Below are 851 nucleotides of genomic sequence, written 5' to 3'. Positions count from 1 at the left end.
ATGGATGAAATGGACGATCTTTTAAACTTGCAAACTGCTCTGACATCACAAAAGGATGTGACGCTAAATCTAATTCTGATAATTGTTTAGCAAGCTGTGTGGCAGCAGTAGTCAGTCCTTCTTCAACGCGAGCCACTTCCCATTCATGACTTAGATCACAATTCATATTAGCAATTGTTTGCCAAAATTCAGCTGCCGTTAAAGGTTGCTTAGACACCCTTCCCTCTATCGTAATTGGTTGTGAACTTTCGTAACGAAACATATTTAAAGCACTAAAATAAACAGGTATCTTTATTTGTTGTGTTTCACGTTCGTATATCAAAAGCGTTTGTCCGTTTTCTTTAGTAATCTCACTATTCGATACAATTCCGGCTATATCTTCAAATAATAATGCATCAACTAAATCTCTTAATATTATCGCTTGTGCTGTATTGACTGCTGTATGATTCTGCAATGTTCAGACACCTCGCATTCTTAATATAGGTTCAATGTTGTCCCAATATTTTGTTGTTGTGCCTGTTGATAAATAAAATAAGCACTTGAAATATCTTCGATAGCCATACCCATCGGATTAAGTAATATGATTTCATCATCGTCTTCACGTCCTGGTATGTCACCTGTCACAAGTTGCCCTAGTTCAGCATGAAGTGCTTCTTTGCTGAATTTACCTTCTAACACCAATTGGTTAATAGTTTTCTTTTCTCGATTACATTGTGACCAGTCATCTACTACGACTTTGTCAGCTTTAATAAAGACTTCTTTATGCACATCCATGATAGAAATGTTGCTAATAAATGCACCCTTTTGTAACCAATCATATTCAATGTATGGTTGATCCGTTACGGTACATG

The 851-nt window shown here is 36.3% G+C and carries 2 pseudogenes; both read right to left on the bottom strand.

Annotated features, from left to right (window positions below):
- Positions 1-454: pseudogene (locus tag IDG60_RS27755) on the bottom strand (staphyloferrin B biosynthesis protein SbnC); the annotation flags it as partial.
- Between the two features lie 20 nt (positions 455-474).
- Positions 475-851, bottom strand: a pseudogene (gene sbnB, locus IDG60_RS27750) (N-[(2S)-2-amino-2-carboxyethyl]-L-glutamate dehydrogenase SbnB); the annotation flags it as partial.

The organism is Staphylococcus sp. EG-SA-2, from assembly GCF_017152085.1.
Note: the sequence above shows the minus strand (reverse complement) of the source record. Positions and strands in the feature narration are given on the sequence as shown.